The organism is Thalassovita aquimarina (assembly GCF_018219815.1).
In the GTDB taxonomy this organism is placed as follows: Bacteria; Pseudomonadota; Alphaproteobacteria; order Rhodobacterales; family Rhodobacteraceae; genus Thalassobius; species Thalassobius aquimarinus.
Genome location: NZ_JADMKU010000018.1, coordinates 73,272 through 89,820, shown reverse-complemented (window position 1 = coordinate 89,820; position 16,549 = coordinate 73,272). Strand labels below are relative to the sequence as shown.

The following is a 16,549-nucleotide window of genomic DNA, read 5'->3' as shown; positions in this document are numbered from 1 at the left end:
AGCACGGCGGCGAGCGGGGCTCAGGGGCTCCGCCCGTTCCGGCCTGAAACGGTCCACTGGACCGTTTCCGAGACGGCTCTCACTCCCTTTGCGGCCTCTGCCAGGATCAGCTTGTCCAGCGTCAGGTCCGACACGGCCTTTCTCGGCCGTTCGTTCTTCTTCTGGAGGCGCTTCAGCTCCCTGAGTTGGTCGGTTCCCATACCGCCATACTGCTTGCGCCAGCGGTAAAAGGTCTGCTCGGTGATACGAACCTCGCGGATCGCATCCACGCGTGTCGCGCCCTGTCCGACAAGCACCTCAACCTGCCGCAGCTTCGTAACAATCTCTTCTGGCTTGTGCCGTTTCCTAGCCATTCTGGTCCTCCATTTCCTTAAACATAACGGCGGACCATTTCAGTGGGGGAAGACCAACGTGCTGCCGCCCTTCCTGCCGCTGCAGCCCGTGGGCAGGGCGGCGCTTGAAACAATCGATATCCCCGCGCTGGAGCGGGAAGAGAAAACTTCTTGAGGAACATCAATTGAGAAAGCATGACAACCTGATCGCCGGGCAATGGGTGAGCCATGGGAACAATCAGGAAAATCTCAACCCGTCCGACATCACCGACGTCATCGGCCTTTATTCCCACGGTGATGCCGCCGCGGTGGACGATGCCGTCGCCGCCGCGCGCGCCGCCCGGGCAGGATGGGCCGCCGCCACGCCGCAGGCGCGTCACGACCTTCTTGAAAAGACGGGTCGCGCCCTCGCCGAGCGGGCGGAAGAGATCGGCCGTCTGCTGTCGCGCGAGGAAGGCAAGACGCTGGCCGAGGGTATCGGCGAAACCATGCGCGCGGCCCAGGTGTTCAAGTTCTTCGCGGGCGAGGCGTTGCGCCAGACGGGCGAGCTCACCCCGTCCGTACGCCCGGACATCGACGTCGAGATCACGCGAGAGCCGGTCGGCGTCGTCGGGCTGATCACGCCCTGGAACTTTCCCATCGCCATCCCGGCCTGGAAGATCGCCCCGGCGCTGGCCTACGGCAATTGCGTGGTTATGAAACCGGCGGAACTGACCCCGGGCTGCGCTCATGTGATCGCCGAAATCCTGCACGACAGCGGTTGCCCTGCCGGTGTCTTCAATCTGGTGATGGGGCGCGGGGCCAGCGTGGGGGAGGCGATCGTATCCCATCCGGGCATCGACGCGGTGTCCTTCACCGGATCGGCCACCACCGGGCAGCATATCGCCGAAACCTGCGGGCGGCTGCGCAAGAAGGTGCAGCTGGAAATGGGTGGCAAGAACCCGATGGTAGTGCTGGACGATGCCGATCTGTCGGTCGCGGTGCCCGCCTGCCTGAACGGGACCTTCTTCAGCACCGGCCAGCGCTGCACCGCCTCGTCGCGGCTGATCGTGACCGAGGGGATTCACGATGCCTTCGTCGCGGAACTGACCCGCCAGATGCGGGCGCTGACCGTGGGCGATGCGCTCGACCCGGCGACCCAGATCGGCCCGGTGGTGGACGGCAGGCAGCTGCAATCCAACCTCGACTACGTGGCGCTTGCCCACGACGAGGTGCGGGAGGTGATCGGAGGCGAAAGGTTGGAGCTGACGAAGGAGGGGTTCTACCAAGCGCCTGCGCTTTTCTTGGGCACCACGAACGGGATGCGGATCAACCGCGAGGAAATCTTCGGCCCCTGCGGATCCGTCATCAAGGTCGCGGATTTCGACGAAGCGCTTGCGGTGGCCAACGACACCGAATTCGGCCTGTCGGCCGGTATCTGCACCAGCAGCCTCAAGGCGGCGCGGGATTTCCGGCGCCGGGCCCAAGCGGGCATGGTGATGGTCAACCTGCCTACCGCCGGGGTCGATTACCACGTGCCCTTCGGGGGCCGCAAAGGGTCTTCCTTCGGTCCGCGTGAGCAGGGGCGCTATGCCGCCGAGTTCTACACCACGGTGAAGACCTCCTACGTCTTTGCGGGCTGATGCCATGGACCCTGTGAAACAGGCGAAGTGGGACCGGCGCTTCCTCGGGCTGTGCGATCATATCGCCGGCTGGAGCGAAGACCGAGATTTCCAAGTCGGGGCGGTCATCGTCGGCCCCGGCCAGGAAATCCGTGCGAGCGGCTATAACGGGCTGCCGCGCGGCGTGCGCGGGAAAGACGAGACGCGGTTCGACAGGCCAAGCGGCGAAAAATTCTTCTGGTTCGAACATGCCGAACGCAACGCGCTCTACAACGCCGCGCGCATGGGGGTGCCGGTTGCGGGATGCAGCTTCTATGTGAACCGGTTCCCCTGTGCCGATTGCGCAAGGGCGATCATCCAAAGCGGTATTACAAGGGTCTGTTCGCCGCCCAAACCCTCATTTGACGGGGCGCTAGATCACAGTTTCAACGTCTCGGAAATCATGCTGCGGGAGGCCGGAATACGGTGGGAAACCCTGCGGGATCTTGCCGAGCATTCGCCACACATTCTGCACTGACATAGGCTGCACTCCTGGCAGATCGCGAACCCCGATTTCACCGGATGGCGGCTTGATCCGTTGACCGGTTCTCGGGGATTGAAGGTGTGAACGGCCGCCTTCCGCCCATCCCCGCCGGAGTGCCCCATCGTCATTGGGATCGGAGCATCATGCTCTCGCACCAGTATGATGCCTGGGCCCGGCCGAGTCCTGAAACGCGGTCGTGGCAGGTGTCAACCACCGACGGGTCAAACACCACCACATCCGTGGATAAGCGCAGAAGGCGGTATCGTGGCGATCAATCGCTGATGGCACCTTCTTCGTCACGGCGTTCGTGCATTCGCGATTTGACCTTGCGGCCAATGAGCAGCGGCAGCACGAAACCGATTATGGCGATGGCCCAGAGAGCAATCGAAAGCGAGCTGTCGATCAGCGTCCACCAGTCGCCGTTGTCGATGGTGATCGCGCGGCGCAGGTTGTTTTCCATTGAATTGCCCAGCAGCGTTCCGAGGATGATCGGCACCAGCGGCACGTCGAGCTTGCGCAGCCCCCAGCCCATGACGCCGAAGCCGATCATGACCAGCAAATCGAAACTGGAACCGGAGATGCCGTAGATGCCGACGAAGCTCACCATCGCCACGATCGGCATCAGGATGCGCGACGGCACCATCAGAATTCGGGTGAACAGGCCCACCATCGGAATATTCATCGCCAGCAGCATGAAATTGGCGATGAACAGCGCCGCGATCAGGCCCCAGACCACATCCGGGTTCTGCGTGAACAGCAAAGGCCCGGGCGTGATGTTGAGCGACAGCAATACCGCCAGAAGCACCGCCGTGGTACCGGAACCGGGCACGCCGAGGGCCAGCATCGGCACCAGCGCACCGCCCGCGGCCGCGTTGTTGCCCGCCTCCGGCGCGGCAACGCCGCGCGGGTCGCCGGTGCCGAAGGTGTTTTCGCTGTCCACCAGTCGTTTTTCCATCGAATAGGAGATGAAAGACCCCAGCGAGGCGCCGGCGCCCGGCAGAACCCCTGCAATGAAGCCCAGCAAGGAGGTGCGCAGCATGGTCGGCGTGCATGCCTTGATCATAGACGCCGGCGGATAGAGCCGCCCGATCGAAAGCTTTCGACCCTCTGCGTCCGAGCTGCCATGACGGTGTTCGAGGAAAATGAAGACCTCGGACAGCGCGAACAGTCCGACGATCGCGACCAGGAAGTCGAGCCCGTCATAAAGATGCACCTCGCCGAAGGTGAAGCGCGGAACCCCGGTTTGGGTGTCGACCCCGATCATCGCCAGGCCAAGGCCAAGGGCGGCAGCGAAGGCCGACTTTGCCTGATTGGTCGACGACACCCCGCCCAGCGTCATGAAGGCAAGCGCGAAGAGGGCGAAATATTCCGCCGGGCCGAAAAGCAGCGCGATTTTCACAAGCTGCGGCGCCAGCAGGATGAGCCCCCAAGTGGCCAGGAAGGCACCGACGAAGGATGCGATGCCGGACAGCGAAAGCGCTTCTCCTGCCATGCCCTTCTTGGCCATGGGATGGCCATCGAGACAGGTCATCATTGCGGGTTCGTCGCCCGGGATGTTGAGAAGGATCGACGAAATCCGCCCGCCGTACATCGCCCCGTAATAGACCGAGGTCAGAAGGATCAGCGAAGGCGTCGCGCCCAGCCCCATGGTGAAGGCCAGCGGGATAAGGATCGCCACGCCGTTCGACGGTCCGAGACCGGGCAGGGCCCCCATGATCGTTCCCAGGAAGCAGCCGAGCAGCGCCAGAAACAGGTTCTGCCAGGTGAGTGCGATGGCAAAGCCGTCGCCAAGCGAGGACAGGATTTCCATGACAGTTCTCCTCAGAAGCCCCACGGGCCACGGGCCAGCGACAGCCCCAGCACCAGGTGGAAAATGACATAGATGCCAAGCGACGAACCGACGCCCACGAGGATCGCCTCGACCGGGGCCGAACCCAGCCGCCAGGTGAGATAGGTGGCGGCGACGGCGGTGGCTATTACGAACCCCATGACCGGCAGCAATTCGGCATAGAAGATCATGACGACGACGGCTGCGGCGATCTCGGCCAGGCGGCCAAGCGCAGGCCAGACCGGTTCGGGGTCGGGGCGCAGCGCGATCACCGCGCCCGATACGCCCAGCACTGCGGCGATGATGATAGGAAAGGCCTTCGGGCCCACGGCATCGGAGAGGAAGCTTTCCTCGATCGCGAGTGCAGACAGCGCGAATCCGATAGCAAGCAGGACACCGAACAGGCCGAAGATGCGATCGCTCATGGCGCACTCCTTCGACGGTTGGATTGATGAAAACGAGGCTGCGGAACCGCAGCGGGAATGGCGCCGGGCGATCGGCCCGGCACCGGGGCATCCTTACTTGATGATGCCGATTTCGCGCGAAATCCCTTGGATTTGGGCAACCGAGTTCGACACGAAGTCTTCGAACGCTTTGCCCTGCAGGTCGAGCGGCGCTAGCCCGTTGGCCGCCATAACCTCTTTCCATTCGCTTGAGCCATAGAGATCGCCGATCTTCGACACCCAGGCGTCATAGGCTGCGTCCGACATGTCGCCCGGGGCATAGAATCCGCGCCAGTTCGCGCCGATCGCGTCGACGCCCTGTTCCTGCGCGGTCGGGAACTTGGCGAACTCGCCCGGCAGACGATCGGGGGACAGCACGGCGATCACCTTGATGTCGCCGCTGTCGACGAAGCCCTTCGCCTCGGAAATATCACCGGTGAAAGCCTGAACCGAACCCGACAGAAGCTGGGTCACCGCCTCGCCACCGCCGTCGAAGGCGATGTATTTCACCGTGCGCACGTCTTCGATGCCATAGGCGTTGGCGGCGATCAGAACCTTGAGATGGTCCCAGCCACCAACTGCCGAGCCGCCCGCAACGGAAACCGAGCGCGGATCCGACTTGATCTGCTCCAGAAGCTGCGGCAGCGTTTCGATCTCGCTGTCGGCGGCGACGGCGATCACGCCGTAGTCGGCGCCGATGGCGGCAAGCCAGCGCACCTGGTCCATGGTGTTGCCCGGATAGGCGCCCTGTGCCAGGCGCGTTGCGGTGGCCGACGAGGCAGCCACGATCAGGTCGTTGTCGTCGCCTCGCTTGTTGACCACTTCGGCAAAGGCCACGCCGCCACCGCCGCCGGCGAGGTTGACGACCTGCATCGTCTTGTCGATCAGCTTGAGGTCCTGCAGCGATTTGCCGACCTGGCGACAGGTGAAATCCCAGCCGCCGCCGGGATTGGCGGGGGCGATGCATTCGGGATTTTCGGGGGTGAAGTCTTGTGCGCTGGCAGCAAGGGCCGAAACGCCCAGAACGGCCGCAGCAACAAGGCCGCGGGTTGCAGTGAAGATCATTTGTTCCTCCTCTTGATTGACGGCACTGCCGTTTTCAGCGCACCGCCGGAAATCCCCGCATCCTCTGACTGCAATTTGCAGCGCCCCATGTTGCGGGTTAAGAATCATTCCTAACGGGAGAAGCTGTCACGAACCTGTCACGCTGACAGCTAGGTACGGATCCGGGGGAGGAGCAATGCCGCCATGCGCGTACTCGTGGTGGAGGATACGGCCGATCTGGCGGAAGGCATCGTCATGCGTCTGGCGCAGTCGGGTATCGCCTGCGATCTGGCCGATTGCCTGCAGGCTGCACGGGATTTTTTCGCCGTGCAGGACTACGACGCCATCGTTCTCGATATAAACCTGCCCGACGGGTCCGGGCGCAGCTTTCTGCGCGACATCCGCGCAGCGGGGGACCGGACGCCGGTCCTTATGCTTACGGCGCTCATCTCGGTGGACGACAGGGTTAGCGCGCTGGATCTCGGGGCGGATGACTACCTCGTCAAACCGTTCGACCAGCGCGAACTCGAAGCCCGGATCAGGGCGCTCGTCCGCCGCGACGCCGAACAGAAAAGCGATCAGGTCGTGCTGGGGCCGCTGACCTATTCTCCGGCCAGTCAGAGCGCCGTTCTGGACGGTCAGCGTCTGGACCTGACCCGGCGCGAGGCGGCGCTGCTCAATGTATTGATCCGCCATCAAGGGCAATATGTGACCAAGACGCGGCTTTATGATTCGCTGTTCACGTTCAACGACGCCGATGTGGGGCTGAACGCGATCGAGCTTTATATCGCGCGACTGCGCAAGAAACTCGCGGGCAGCGCGGTCACGATCTCTACCCAGCGTGGCGTCGGTTACAAGATCGGCCTCGATGGCTGAGCGGCGTAGCGCGACACGGAGCCTTGCGACGGGGGTCCTGAGGGCGGTGTTCCTGCTGCTGATCCTGGGCGGTGTGCTGGTCGCGGGGTCCACCTGGTACAACGGCAGGCAGGCGGCGAGGCAAGCCTATGACCGGGTGCTGCTGGGCGCGGCGAGCGATATCGCTGAATCGATCCGCATTCTTGATGGCAGACCCTTCGTGGATTTGCCGGTTTCGGCGTTCGAACTTCTGGCGCAGGCACCGGATGATCGCATCTACTATTCCGTTCGGGACCCGAATGGTGAGCTTATTACCGGGCTCGAGAACACGACCGTCGCAGCCTTTGAAGCGTCGCACAGGATCGACCCCGTTTTTCACGATGCACAGCTTCAAGAGGAAGCGGCGCGTTTCGTTCAGGTGACGCGCCGATTTGCCGAGAGGGATTTCTCGGGCGAAGTCATCGTCACGGTTGGGCAAACCCTGAGAGCAAGGAAATCAATGGCGTTGAACTTGATGATCGATGCCTTGGTCCCGGTCGCACTGGCCGGTATTGCCCTTCTGGTGATCGCCTATTTTGTAATCCGCTCGGCCGTGCGCCCGCTCGAAGCGTTGTCGGCAGATCTTCTCAAACGTGATCCCTACGATCTCACCCCGATGCCGACGGACGGGCTGCCGCGCGAACTGCAGGTGATGCTCGACGCGATGAACCGCTTCATGCAGCGCCTGGAGCGCCAGCTCGACGCGATGCGCAATCTGATTTCCGACACCGCGCACCAGTTGCGCACACCGGTCGCGGCGATCCGCGTACAGGCCGAAACGATCGTCGAGCAGGAGGACGAGGTCGCGCGCGAGCGGACGCTGGCGCGGCTTCTGACGCGCACCCGTTCCCTTGGCGGCTTGCTTGACCAACTCTTGTCGCGCGCGCTTGTCATACACCGCACCGACAGTGCCCCGCGCCGCCCGCTGGATCTTCGGGAAGTGGCCCTCGACATTGTCGAAAACCGCGATCATGAACTGCTCGCCCCCGAGGCCGAGGTCCGGCTGATCATCGGCGAGGAACCGGTGATGGTCATGGCGGACGAATTTTCGCTCGGACAAGCGGCCAAGAACCTCTTCGTCAACGCGCTGAAACACGGTGTCCCGCCCGTCGCGATCGGAACGGAGATGAGTAACGGTGAGGCCGCCCTTTGGGTGCAGGACGCCGGACCTGGCCCGAAACCCGAGGTCTCCTCGCGTCTTGGCCAGCGCTTCGAGCGCAGCGACAGGTCGCGCGAAGACAGCACGGGCCTGGGCCTTTCGATCGTCGATGCCGTTGCCTCCGCCTTCGGCGGCCGGGTGGAAATGGAGACCAAGCAGGATGGTTTCCGGGTCTCGCTGTTGCTGCCATCCGTTTCGGACAGGGGGGAGGGCCGGAAATGAATGGGGTTGTTCAGCTTGTCGCGCTTTTGCTGATTTCACTCATGCCCCTGCGTGTCGCAGCGCAGGAGGCTGTCGCGCTGTTCGGGGACGGCGCAACCCGGATCACGTTACGGTCGACGGCTGATATCACGATCATACGCCCTGTCATGGAACGGTTCGTCGCAGAAAATACCGATCTGTCGGTCTCGTATGAACAATGGGGGTCGAACGATCTTTTCGCCAACAGCCGGGATGCCTGCGATGGTTCGGCGGCACCGGCAGATGCCGTGTTTTCCTCTGCGGTTCATCATATGGTCTGGCTTGTGAACGCTGCCTGCGCGGGGTCCTATCAATCCCCCGCGACCTCGGCCTTGCCGCTCACACGGCGTTGGCGGGATGAGCTTTGGGGGATCACCGAGGAGCCCGCGGTCATCATCTATAACAAGAAGGCGATCGGGGACGCCGACGCGCCGCAAGACCGCTTTGCCCTGCTCGACCTTATGCGGACAAAGCCCGAGTTCCTGCGCGGCAAGATCGCGACATATGATATCGATGCCTCGGGGCTTGGCTATCTGTTCGCACATAGCGACAGTCACGAAGCGACTACCTTCGGCGCGATGCTCGAAGCTTTTGCCCGTGTCGAAGCGATTGCTACCTGTTGTTCCGCCGACATCATCCGCGGCGTGGCCGAGGGGCGCTTTCTGATCGCTTACAACGTTCTGGGTTCCTATGTTGAGAGCGACCTGAACCCGGCGGTCGGCGTGATCCTGCCCGAGGATTACACGCTCATACTGTCCCGCGGTTTCATGATCCCGAAGAACGCCCGCCACAAGGACGAGGCGGGGCGCCTCCTCGATTTCCTGCTTTCGGCCGAAGCGCAGCGCATACTTTCCAATATCGGGTTGGTGACGGCAAAAGATCCGTCCGAAAGCGGGCTGTTGCCAAGTGCGCGCCGTGTCATTGCCATTTCGCCGGCGTTGCTTGTGGCGCTGGACCGGAACAAGCGCGAACGGATGTTCTCGCTGTGGGACAAAGCGTTCGAAATATACAATATCCCGTAAAGGACGCACGGGGGGCATCAGTATGTTCTTTACCCTGGGAGGCAACCAGTAGGGATCGAACGGTGTCCAAACCCTGTCCCCGCAACCAATGAAAGCCACTACATTACAGTGCAATAAGAGTCGCCTCCCGAGGCAAGTTTGTCGTGCGCGGGAAACCCACGGATGCAATCGGGAAGCGTGTTCGTTGAGGTGGTGGCGCAGCAATGCCAGCCTCAATCTCGATCGCACCGTTCATTGCTTTGCCGCAGCGGCCCGGCCACCCGAAACGCCATTTGCGGATATGAAAGCCGCAGGTTCCGAGGTGGCCCACCTTCACGGTCTGGCGCCAGTGAACCGTGCGGTCCGACCAGGCAGGTCTGTCTACCCCCCCCCACGTTTTCAGGTCATAGATCCGTCAGCGTGCCGAGCGCTCTCTCGGCGGAGAAGGCCACTGTCTCCGAGACGGTCGGATGGGCGTGTACGGTCAGGGCGATGTCTTCCAGCGTTGCGCCCATTTCCATCGCCAGTACGCATTCGGCCAGCAATTCGCCCGCGTTGGAGCCGATCAGCGTCGCGCCAAGCAGCCGGTGGGTTTCGGGGCAGTAGACCAGCTTGGTCAGCCCGTCGCCGCCGCCCGAAGACAGGTTGCGCCCGCTGGCGGCCCAAGGGAAGCTGGCGACCTTGTGCGCTATGCCCTGTTCTTTCGCCTGAAGCTGGGTGAGCCCGGCCCACGCCAATTCCGGGCTGGTATAGGCCACCGAGGGGATCAGGTCGGTATCCAATGCGGCGGCGTGGCCCGAGGCGACCTCGGCCGCGACATGGCCCTGATGTGTGGCGCGGTGCGCCAGCATCGGGTTGCCGGTGACGTCGCCAATCGCAAAGATGCCGTCCGCATTGGTGCGGCAGGCACGGTCGACTGCAATGATACCGCGCGCGTCCATCTCCACGCCCGCCGCCTGCGGGGCGACCTTGGGGCCGTTGGCGCGCCGGCCGACCGCCTGAATGACCGCATCGGCCTTGATGTTGCCCTCGAACGCGCCTTCACAGCGTAAAACCAGAGCGGGCTTGGTCGCTTTGACCTCGGCGACCTTGGTCGAGGTGTGGATCGTGATGCCTTGGTCGGTCAGCGCCGCATGCAGGATACGCACCGCTTCGGAATCGGCGCCGGGGGCGATCTGATCCATGAACTCGACCACCGTGACCTGGCTGCCCAGGGCCGAATAGACCGTGGCCATTTCCAGCCCGATGATGCCGCCGCCGACGATTGCCAGGCGTTTCGGCACCTCGCGTAGGTCCAACGCCGCGGTGCTGTCCCAGATCCGTTCGTCCTCGGGCCAGCCGGGCAATTGAACCGGCGACGATCCAACCGCGATCACAGCCTGGTCGAAGGCCCAGTTTTCGCCGTCGATGTCGATCGACCTCGGTCCGGTGAATTTCGCGGTGCCGCGTATCACCTCGACCTTGCGCCGCGTTGCCAGCCCGTTCAGGCCGCCGGTCAGATGTTCGACGATCCCTTCCTTTCTTGCGCGCAGTGCGTCGAGATCGATCTTGGGCTTGCCAAGCGCAATGCCCCAATCCGAGATTTCGCCGGCTTCCCGGATCACCTCGGCCGCATGCAGCAGCGCCTTGGAGGGTATGCAGCCTTCGTTCAGGCAGACCCCGCCCAAAGTGGCGCGCGGATCGACAAGCACCACCTTGCAGCCGAGATCGGCGGCGCGGAAGGCGCAGGCATAGCCGCCGGGGCCAGCCCCCAGCACGATGAATTCGGCGTGTTTTTCAGCCATGTGAGCCTCCTCAGACCATCATCCGTCGGGGATCTGCCAACACGCCGGCCAGATAGGTCATGAAGCGCGCGGCGTCGGCACCGTTGATGACCCGGTGATCGTAGGACAGATCCAGCGGCACCATCGGCACCGGCCGGGGCGTGTCGCCCTCCCAGACGGTCACGGTTTCGGTGCGCGTTATGCCCAGGATCGCCAGTTCGGGCGGATTGACGATCGGGGTGAAACCGATGCCGCCGATGCCACCGAGGTTGGAGATGCTCATCGAGGCGCCGCCCATTTCGTCCGGGCCGATCTTGCGCGCCTGTGCGCGGCTGGCCAGGTCGGCGATCTCGGCAGCGATCTGCCACAGGCCTTTGCGGTCGGCATCGCGGATCACCGGCACCATCAGCCCGTGCGCGGTGTCCACGGCGATGCCGATATGGACGTAGTCCTTGAGCACCAGCGTCTTGCCGTCCGGTGTCAGCGATGCGTTGAAGCGGGGAAACTCGCGCAGGGCACGGGCCAGCGCCTTCACGTGGAAGGCCAGCGCGGTGAGCTTGACGCCACGGGCCTGCGCTTCGGGCTTCAGTTCCTTGCGCAGCGCCTCGATGGCGGTGACATCCGCGCGATCGTGATGGGTGACCTGCGGGATCAGCGCGGTTGCCGCGGCCAGGTTGGCGGCGGCCACCTGGGCAAACCGGCTCATCGGTTCCTCGCTCACCGGGCCGTATTGGCTGTGATCGACGTCCCAGTAGGACGTGTCGCCGGCGGGGCCGGTGACGGATCTGCCGCCTTCCAGATCCTCACGTGCGATGGTGCTGCGGCCCAGGTCCCGGGCCAGTTTTGCCAGGTCGATGCCCTTTTCACGGGCTAGGGCCCGGACCGAGGGCGGTGCGATGACGTCGCTCATGATCTCCCCCTCACCAGCTGGCCGAAATATACTGGGTTTCCATGAACTCGAGCATGCCTTCATGTCCGCCTTCGCGGCCCAGGCCGGATTGCTTGGTTCCACCGAAGGGCGCGGCCGGGTCGCTGACCAGGCCGCGGTTCAGGCCGACCATGCCGTAGTCGAGCCGTTCGCAGACCTGCAGCGCACGCTTCATGTCTTCGGAAAAGACATAGGCGACCAGCCCGTATTCGGTGTCGTTGGCGCGGGCGATCACGTCGTCCTGATCGGTGAAGGTCTGGATCGCCGCGACCGGGCCGAAGATTTCGTCATGCACGCAATCGGCGGTCTCCGGCACGTTCGACAGAACCGTGGGAGGATAGAAGAAGCCCGTGCCTTCCGGTATCTGGCCGCCGGTCTCGACTTGCGCGCCCTTGGCCACTGCGTCGGCGACGAAGGCGGCGACCTTGTCGCGGGTGTCCGCATTGACCAGCGGTCCGACGTCGACGCTCGGATCGGTGCCGTCCCCGACTTTCAGCGCCGCCATTGCGTCCGACAGGCGGCGGGTGAATTCCCCGGCCACGTTTTCGTGCACGTAGATCCGGTTGGCGGCGGTGCAGGCTTCGCCCAGGTTGCGCATCTTGGCCAGCATCGTGCCCTCGACCGCGGCATCGAGATCGGCGTCTTCGAAGACCAGAAGCGGCGCGTTTCCGCCCAGTTCCATCGCCGGTTTCAGCACCTGGTCGGCGGCCGAATGCAGAAGCTTGCGGCCCACACCGGTGGACCCGGTGAAGGACACCACCCGCACGCGCGGATCGTGCAGCATGTGATCGACCAAAGCGCCGGTGCGTTTCGACGGCAACACGTTGACCAGCCCCGGCGGCACGCCGGCCTCTTCCAAGAGCGGCATCAGCGCCAGCATGGTCAGCGGGGTTTCCGAAGCCGGCTTGATGATCACCGCGCAGCCGGCGGCCAGAGCCGGGGCGATCTTGCGGGTGCCCATCGCGGCGGGGTAATTCCACGGGGTGACCAGAACGGCCAGACCGGCCGGTTTGTGCTGCACCATGATGCGCGCGCCCGAGGACGGCGCATGGGTGATCAGCCCGTCAGCGCGCACCGCTTCTTCGGCGAACCAGCGGAAGAATTCGGCGGCATAGGTTGCTTCTCCGATCGCGTCGGCGCGCGCCTTGCCGTTTTCCAGCGTGATCAGGTGCGCGAATTCGTCGAGCCGCGAGGTCATCAGTTCCCATGCCTTGCGCAGCACTTCGGAACGTTCGCGCGGGCTGCGTGCGGCCCAATCGGCCATCGCCGCCTCTGCGGCATCCAGCGCGGCATCGGCATCGGCGATTTCGGCCGATGCGACCGAGGCAAGGACCTTTTCGGTCGCCGGATTGAGAACGTCGAACCGCGCGCCGTCCGCGCCTTTGCACCATTGGCCGTTGATATAAAGATCAGTGTATTCCATGTCATGCTCCATGGCTCAGAGCAGGTGGCGGAGCGGCTGCTCCATCCGGCCTGCGAAATTGGAAAGAAGGGTGACGGCCTCGGAGGCGGACAGTTGGGGAGCCGCGCATTCCAAGGTCAGGCGCAGCCCTGCGCCCGATACCGCAACCGACAGAACGGGGCAGGCTTCGGCGCCAAGCTGTACCGTCGTGATGCGGCTGCAACGCAGGTCGCGCACCTGCAGATCGGGGCGCGCCTCGGGATCGGCCTCGGCAATCGCGCCGAAGGGGCCGGCGGGTACCGTGTAAATCCGCGTCTCGCCAAAGGCTTCCACCGCAACCGTTGCGGTGGCGAGGTCAAGGCTGGCAGCGGCCAACCCGGCGAGCAGGGCGCTGCTGTCGTTCAAGCCCGCCGTTTCGGCCGCCCAAGCGGTGAAAGCGGTGAACCCTTCGGTCGGAAGCTCGGCGACAAGGTGGCGTGCGGCTGCGGCCTGCACGGCGGTTGGCGTGTCATCGGGCAGGGATTTCAGAACGTCCAGATCACTGACATGGTAAGGCTGCGGATGACCGGCTTTGACCAGACGGGTCAGGTCCAACCCCTGTTCCAGTGCCAGACGGCGCGCCTTGGGCGAAGCGAGAATGCGCCCGGTGTCGGACACCACCGCCGGTTTCTCCTGCCGCGTCGGTTTTTCCGGGGGCGGCGCGGCAACGGGTTTCGGCGCCGCCTTGGACGGCGCGGCCGAACCGGATGCGGCGGATTGTGCCTGGCGGCTCAACTGCACCGGTGCTTCTGGTTTGTCGGCCGAAATCACTGCAATGGCCTCGCCGACCGGGGCTTCTTCACCTGCCTCGGCCAGCAACGCGGCGATGAAACCGTCATGCCCGGCCTCGACCTCCATGGTCGATTTGTCGGTTTCCACCTCGAACAGGATGTCGCTTGCAGCCACGGCATCGCCCGGCGCCTTGTGCCACGCGACGATGAGGCCGGTATCCTGCGCCATGCCAAGCGCGGGCATGATCACTTGTTGCCCCGCAATCGCCGACGGTTCGGGGGACGCGACGATTTCTTCGGGGGTGTCGTGCAGATCCGGCATCCCACCAGATCCCTCGGGGGTATCCGAGATCAGCGCGATCACCTGGCCCACTGGTACGTCGGTCCCGGCCTCGGCGGCGACGTCGGTCAGGAAACCGGTGGTCTGCGCCTCGACCTCCATCGTCGCCTTGTCGGTTTCCACCTCGAACAGCACGTCGCCTTCGGTCACCGCATCACCCGGGTTTTTGTGCCAGGCGACGATATGGCCGGTGTCCTGCGCCATGCCGAGCGCTGGCATGATCACATCATGCGGCATGGATCATCTCCCCGCTCATGAGCCTGCGCGCGTTTTCCGCAACCGTCTCGGGGGTGGGTACGGTCAGGTCCTCCAGCGCCGGGGTGAACGGTACCGGCACATCCATTGCCCCCATCCGCAGCACCGGCGCATCGAGGTGATAGAAAGCCTTTTCGTTGATCCGGCCGGCAATTTCGCCGGTGATGCCATAGCTCTGATGGCCTTCGTCCACCACGATCACGCGTGAGGTCTTCTTCGCCGATTTCAGGAGCGCTTCTTCATCCAGCGGCACGATGGTGCGCGGATCGATGACCTCGGCCGAGATGCCTTCCTTTTCCAGGATGTCGGCGGCCGCCTCGCAGACCTGCACCATGGACGAGGTCCCGATCAGGGTGATGTCGCTGCCCTCGCGCTTGATGTTGGCCTCGCCGAAGGGGATCAAGAATTCCTCTTCTGGCACCGGCGCCTTGTCGTTGTACATCAGCTTGTCTTCGAAGATCACCACCGGGTTGTTGTCGCGGATCGCGGTCTTCATCAGTCCCTTCGCCTCATAGGCCGAGGAGGGCAGGGCGACCTTCAGCCCCGGGATATGTGCCACCAGGGCGTGCAGCGATTGCGAATGCTGCGCCGCCGAGCGGCGTGTCGCGCCGAGATTGGTGCGCAGCACCAGCGGCACGTTCAGCTTGCCGCCGGACATGTAATGGGTCTTGGCCGCCTGGTTGCAGAGCTGATCCATCACCAGATAGATGAAATCGCCGAACATCAGGTCCACCACCGGGCGCGTGCCGGTCATGGCGGCGCCCACGGCCAGCCCCATGAAGCCCGGTTCGGCGATCGGCGTATCGACGACGCGACCGGTGCCGAATTCTTCGACCAGGCCGCTGAGCACCTTGAAGGGCGTGCCGGCCTCGGCCACGTCTTCGCCGATGATGAACACGGTTTCATCGCGGCGCATTTCCTCGGCCAGAGCTTCGTTCACGGCCTGCGAAAGGGTAATCTCTCTCATTGGTCTGTCTCCTCAGGCGAGCGCATGCTTGACGTCGGTGAAAACGTGCATGTCGACTTCGCTGGCGTCAGGGTATTTTGCCTGCAGCGCATATTCGACGGCAGCGGCGGCTTCGTCCTTGATCGTGGCGTTCATCGCCTCGATCTCGTCCTCGCTGGCGATGCCTTGCTCGACCAGCCAGCCGCGGAACCGGATGATCGGGTCGCGGTTCTCCTTCCAGTCGCGTTCTTCTTCTTTCGACCGGTAATATTCGCGGTTGATGTCACCGACGTGGTGGCCGTGATAGCGATAGGTCATCAGCTCCATGAAGAATGGCCCCTCGCCCTTGCGGCAGCGTTCAGCGAGCTTCTGCGCCAGATCATTCACGGCCAGAACATCCTGTCCGTCGACCTGAAACGCCTCGATCCCGAAGGCTTCGGCGCGCCCGGTGATCGACCCGGCGGCGATTTCGTCTGTGCGCGTGTATTCGGAATAGCCGTTGTTTTCGCAGGCGTAGATCACCGGCAGGTTCCACAGCGCGGCCATGTTCATGACTTCGTACATCAGGCCCTGCGCCGTGGCACCGTCGCCGAAGAAGCAAACGGTGACGTCATCCTTGCCCAGCATCTTGGCGGTGAAGGCCGACCCGGTAGCGATACCCATCGAGCCGCCGACAATGGCGTTGGCGCCCAGGTTGCCGTTCGACTGGTCGGCGATATGCATCGAGCCGCCCTTGCCGCGGCAATAGCCTTCTTCCTTGCCCAGCAATTCGCAGAACATTTCCTTGAATTCGGCCCCCTTGGCGACGCAATGGCCGTGTCCGCGGTGGGTCGAAGTGATCTTGTCGGTTGTGCGCAACGCCTCGCAGATACCCACTGCGACGGCTTCTTCACCGGAATACATGTGGGTCAGCCCCGGCATCTTGGCCGAGAGGTAAAGCTGGTTGGCATTGTCCTCGAAGGCGCGGATGCGGACCATCTGGCGATACATGCGCATATAATCTTCGGCGTTGGATTGTTTCTTGGCGGGGCTCATGGTTCGGTCTCTCTGAAAAGAGCCCGACCCCGAAGGGTCGGGCAG

The 16,549-nt window shown here is 63.7% G+C and carries 14 protein-coding genes and 1 pseudogene; 5 read left to right on the top strand and 10 right to left on the bottom strand.

Annotated features, from left to right (window positions below; genetic code table 11):
* Positions 1 to 83: 83 nt before the first annotated feature.
* Positions 84 to 353 (bottom strand): annotated as a pseudogene (locus IT775_RS16960) (transposase); the annotation flags it as partial.
* Between the two features lie 164 nt (positions 354 to 517).
* On the opposite strand from IT775_RS16960, the gene IT775_RS16955 reads away from it, so the two are divergent.
* Entirely contained in the window at positions 518 to 1,954 is a 1,437-nt protein-coding gene (locus IT775_RS16955) for an aldehyde dehydrogenase family protein (RefSeq protein ID WP_212702420.1), read from the top strand.
* A 4-nt stretch (positions 1,955 to 1,958) separates the two neighbouring features.
* The gene (locus tag IT775_RS16950; protein ID WP_212702419.1) at positions 1,959 to 2,450 is read left to right on the top strand and encodes a deoxycytidylate deaminase; all 492 of its coding nucleotides are present in this window, start codon (positions 1,959 to 1,961) and stop codon (positions 2,448 to 2,450) included.
* Positions 2,451 to 2,727: 277 nt separating this feature from the next.
* Here IT775_RS16950 and IT775_RS16945 read toward each other — a convergent pair whose 3' ends face one another.
* The 3 genes from IT775_RS16945 to IT775_RS16935 all read right to left on the bottom strand — a co-directional run bounded on the left by IT775_RS16945 (position 2,728) and on the right by IT775_RS16935 (position 5,792).
* Entirely contained in the window at positions 2,728 to 4,266 is a 1,539-nt protein-coding gene (locus IT775_RS16945) for a tripartite tricarboxylate transporter permease (RefSeq protein ID WP_212702418.1), read from the bottom strand.
* Positions 4,267 to 4,277: 11 nt separating this feature from the next.
* On the bottom strand, positions 4,278 to 4,709 hold the full coding sequence (locus IT775_RS16940) for a tripartite tricarboxylate transporter TctB family protein (protein ID WP_212702417.1): 432 nt from the start codon (positions 4,707 to 4,709) through the stop codon (positions 4,278 to 4,280).
* Positions 4,710 to 4,802: 93 nt separating this feature from the next.
* Complete coding sequence (locus tag IT775_RS16935) at positions 4,803 to 5,792, bottom strand: Bug family tripartite tricarboxylate transporter substrate binding protein (protein WP_212702416.1); 990 nt, start codon at positions 5,790 to 5,792, stop codon at positions 4,803 to 4,805.
* 183 nt (positions 5,793 to 5,975) lie between these two features.
* Here IT775_RS16935 and IT775_RS16930 point away from each other — a divergent pair, with 183 nt between their 5' ends.
* The 3 genes from IT775_RS16930 to IT775_RS16920 are packed head-to-tail and all read left to right on the top strand — an operon-like array spanning position 5,976 to position 9,086.
* Positions 5,976 to 6,647 carry a response regulator transcription factor gene (locus IT775_RS16930; protein ID WP_212702415.1) on the top strand — a complete coding sequence of 224 codons (672 nt, stop codon included), beginning with the start codon at positions 5,976 to 5,978 and terminating at the stop codon, positions 6,645 to 6,647.
* 46 nt (positions 6,648 to 6,693) lie between these two features.
* Positions 6,694 to 8,046, top strand: a complete 1,353-nt coding sequence (locus IT775_RS16925; RefSeq protein WP_343231156.1) for a sensor histidine kinase — start codon at positions 6,694 to 6,696, stop codon at positions 8,044 to 8,046.
* Positions 8,043 to 9,086: an ABC transporter substrate-binding protein gene (locus IT775_RS16920; protein WP_212702413.1), complete on the top strand. Its 1,044-nt coding sequence runs from the start codon at positions 8,043 to 8,045 to the stop codon at positions 9,084 to 9,086. Before IT775_RS16925 ends, IT775_RS16920 begins: the two co-directional genes overlap by 4 nt.
* A gap of 383 nt (positions 9,087 to 9,469) precedes the next feature.
* On the opposite strand, the gene lpdA is transcribed toward IT775_RS16920, so the two are convergent.
* Genes lpdA through IT775_RS16890 form a run of 6 tightly spaced genes read right to left on the bottom strand, consistent with a single transcriptional unit; the run spans position 9,470 to position 16,504 of the window.
* Positions 9,470 to 10,849 (bottom strand): dihydrolipoyl dehydrogenase, encoded by a 1,380-nt coding sequence (gene lpdA, locus IT775_RS16915; RefSeq protein ID WP_212702412.1) that lies wholly within the window; start codon positions 10,847 to 10,849, stop codon positions 9,470 to 9,472.
* A gap of 10 nt (positions 10,850 to 10,859) precedes the next feature.
* On the bottom strand, positions 10,860 to 11,738 hold the full coding sequence (locus tag IT775_RS16910; protein ID WP_212702411.1) for a 2-oxo acid dehydrogenase subunit E2: 879 nt from the start codon (positions 11,736 to 11,738) through the stop codon (positions 10,860 to 10,862).
* A gap of 10 nt (positions 11,739 to 11,748) precedes the next feature.
* On the bottom strand, positions 11,749 to 13,179 hold the full coding sequence (locus tag IT775_RS16905; protein ID WP_212702410.1) for an NAD-dependent succinate-semialdehyde dehydrogenase: 1,431 nt from the start codon (positions 13,177 to 13,179) through the stop codon (positions 11,749 to 11,751).
* A gap of 15 nt (positions 13,180 to 13,194) precedes the next feature.
* Entirely contained in the window at positions 13,195 to 14,505 is a 1,311-nt protein-coding gene (locus tag IT775_RS16900; protein WP_212702409.1) for a biotin/lipoyl-containing protein, read from the bottom strand.
* On the bottom strand, positions 14,495 to 15,490 hold the full coding sequence (locus IT775_RS16895; protein WP_212702408.1) for an alpha-ketoacid dehydrogenase subunit beta: 996 nt from the start codon (positions 15,488 to 15,490) through the stop codon (positions 14,495 to 14,497). Before IT775_RS16895 ends, IT775_RS16900 begins: the two co-directional genes overlap by 11 nt.
* 12 nt (positions 15,491 to 15,502) lie before the next feature.
* Positions 15,503 to 16,504: a thiamine pyrophosphate-dependent dehydrogenase E1 component subunit alpha gene (locus tag IT775_RS16890; protein WP_212702405.1), complete on the bottom strand. Its 1,002-nt coding sequence runs from the start codon at positions 16,502 to 16,504 to the stop codon at positions 15,503 to 15,505.
* Positions 16,505 to 16,549 lie beyond the last annotated feature (45 nt).